This window comes from Paragemmobacter kunshanensis (assembly GCF_011059185.1).
In the GTDB taxonomy this organism is placed as follows: Bacteria; Pseudomonadota; Alphaproteobacteria; order Rhodobacterales; family Rhodobacteraceae; genus Paragemmobacter; species Paragemmobacter kunshanensis.
Genome location: NZ_JAALFE010000082.1, coordinates 1 through 1524 on the forward strand (window position 1 = coordinate 1; position 1524 = coordinate 1524).

Annotated in this window: 3 protein-coding genes; all 3 read right to left on the bottom strand. The window is 68.4% G+C overall.

Features of this window, described 5'->3' with window-relative positions; genetic code table 11:
* Window positions 1-131: 131 nt before the first annotated feature.
* Entirely contained in the window at window positions 132-1007 is an 876-nt protein-coding gene (locus G5V65_RS21785; protein ID WP_165054707.1) for an ATP-binding protein, read from the bottom strand.
* Window positions 1007-1303, bottom strand: a complete 297-nt coding sequence (locus G5V65_RS21790; protein WP_165054710.1) for a hypothetical protein — start codon at window positions 1301-1303, stop codon at window positions 1007-1009. The genes G5V65_RS21785 and G5V65_RS21790 overlap by 1 nt, the downstream gene beginning before the upstream one ends.
* 38 nt (window positions 1304-1341) lie before the next feature.
* Window positions 1342-1524 (bottom strand): hypothetical protein (locus G5V65_RS21795; RefSeq protein WP_165054704.1); only part of this gene is annotated, 183 nt, incomplete at its 5' end.

Sequence of the window (1524 nt, forward strand, 5' to 3'; positions counted from 1 at the left end):
GGAGTTGAAGTCGTTCCAGGGTCCGGACATTGCGCGGCTCCTTTCAGTTGGAGGGTGGGACGCGCAGCGGCGTCAGAAGGGGAAAGCCACCCCGGCGACCGGATCGGGACACCGGGCTTGGCGAGAGGCGCTCAGCCATGGCCGGGCTCCTCAGCGGGCGCGGGATCGGCCGGGGTCACCGGCGGCCAGGACAGACGTTCGGCGGCAGGCGCCGCGGGGCGCTGGATCTTCTCCATCAATCGGCCGAGATGCGGGGCCTCGACCCTGTCGAGGCGCCCCGAGCGGTCCTTGGCCGGATAGCCCCAGGGATTCAGCGTCTGGCAGACGAAGGCGCGCTGCGGCTGGCGGCTGGGGTCCGGGATATCGGCCATGGTGATGACCTGATCGACGATGCCCGGCAGCTCGAGCCCGGTCTTGCTGCCGTCGATCTGCGGCTGGAAGACCTTGCGGTTGAAGTCGTCGAGCTTCTCGTCGAGGATGCCGACGAACCAGACATGCTTGCCGCGCGTGTGCTGGAGGTGGGTCAACCACCCGATCATCTCGCGGCCGTGCAGCCCGTAGGCGCCGCGGATGTCGGGCTTGCCGGTCTTCTCGGAGAACGCCTCAGGCTGGCCGCGGCACCACTGGAAGCAGAGCCGCCCGGCCACGGTGATCGAGTCGATGAAGACGGTCTCGTACTTCCCGATCACCGCCGGATCGCCGTATCGGCCGCAGACCTCGTCGAAATGCGCCTGGCTGTAGGGCTGGTCCTCGCGCAGCGCCGGGTTCGGGCCGCCGATGAACACCGCGAAGTCGCGGCATTCCTTCCATGTGCGCGGCCGGAGAGTGTCGATCTCCAGCCCTTCGACCGCCAGATCGCCAGCCTCGAGATCGAGGAAGAGCGTGGTCGAGGCGTTCAGCGTCCAGAGCAGGCTGGTCTTGCCGATGCCGGACCGGCCGAAGATGACACCCTTGATGCCCTTGCGCTGCGCGAGCCGTTCGTCGGCGCCGATGATGGGAAGGGCCATCACTGGCCCTCCTTCTTGATCACCGCAGTGGCGGCGCGATCTGCGCCGATGCACCCCGCCTCGCGGGCGAGCTTGTAGAGCCGCTTCAGCGCGTCGGTTCGGCGGTAGGCGGCCGAGTTCTCGCGCTCCGCTTCCACGATCGCGAAGGCGATCTCATCGACGGTCGCCTCGACGACCGGCAGCGGCTCGCGCAGCTCGTCACCGGCGCGCTGCGGGAGGGCGATGGTTTCGGGGAGGTCTTCAAGGGCGTAGCTCGCCTTGCGAAGACGCGTGATGGCGTCCGGCTGGTCCGGCATGGCGGTTCTCCGTGGGATGATGTGATCAAGGAGGCGCATCACGCGGCCTCGCGGACGTCGGGCGCGGGCTCGGCGACGTAGATCGCCAAGAGCGGCGTACCGTCGGCGTGGGCGCCGGCGTCCTCGATCTGATAGTTGCGGTTGGGCTCGCAGACCTCGGTCAGCTCCCAGCGGCGATAGAGCCCCGGGAGACGCCTGAAATCCTCGAGCGACAGATCGGC

Excerpts from the sequence above, each read along its gene's own strand:
- G5V65_RS21790 (WP_165054710.1), bottom strand. The coding sequence starts at position 1,303 with ATGCCGGACCAGCCGGACGCCATCACGCGTCTTCGCAAGGCGAGCTAC.
- G5V65_RS21785 (WP_165054707.1), bottom strand. The coding sequence starts at position 1,007 with ATGGCCCTTCCCATCATCGGCGCCGACGAACGGCTCGCGCAGCGCAAG.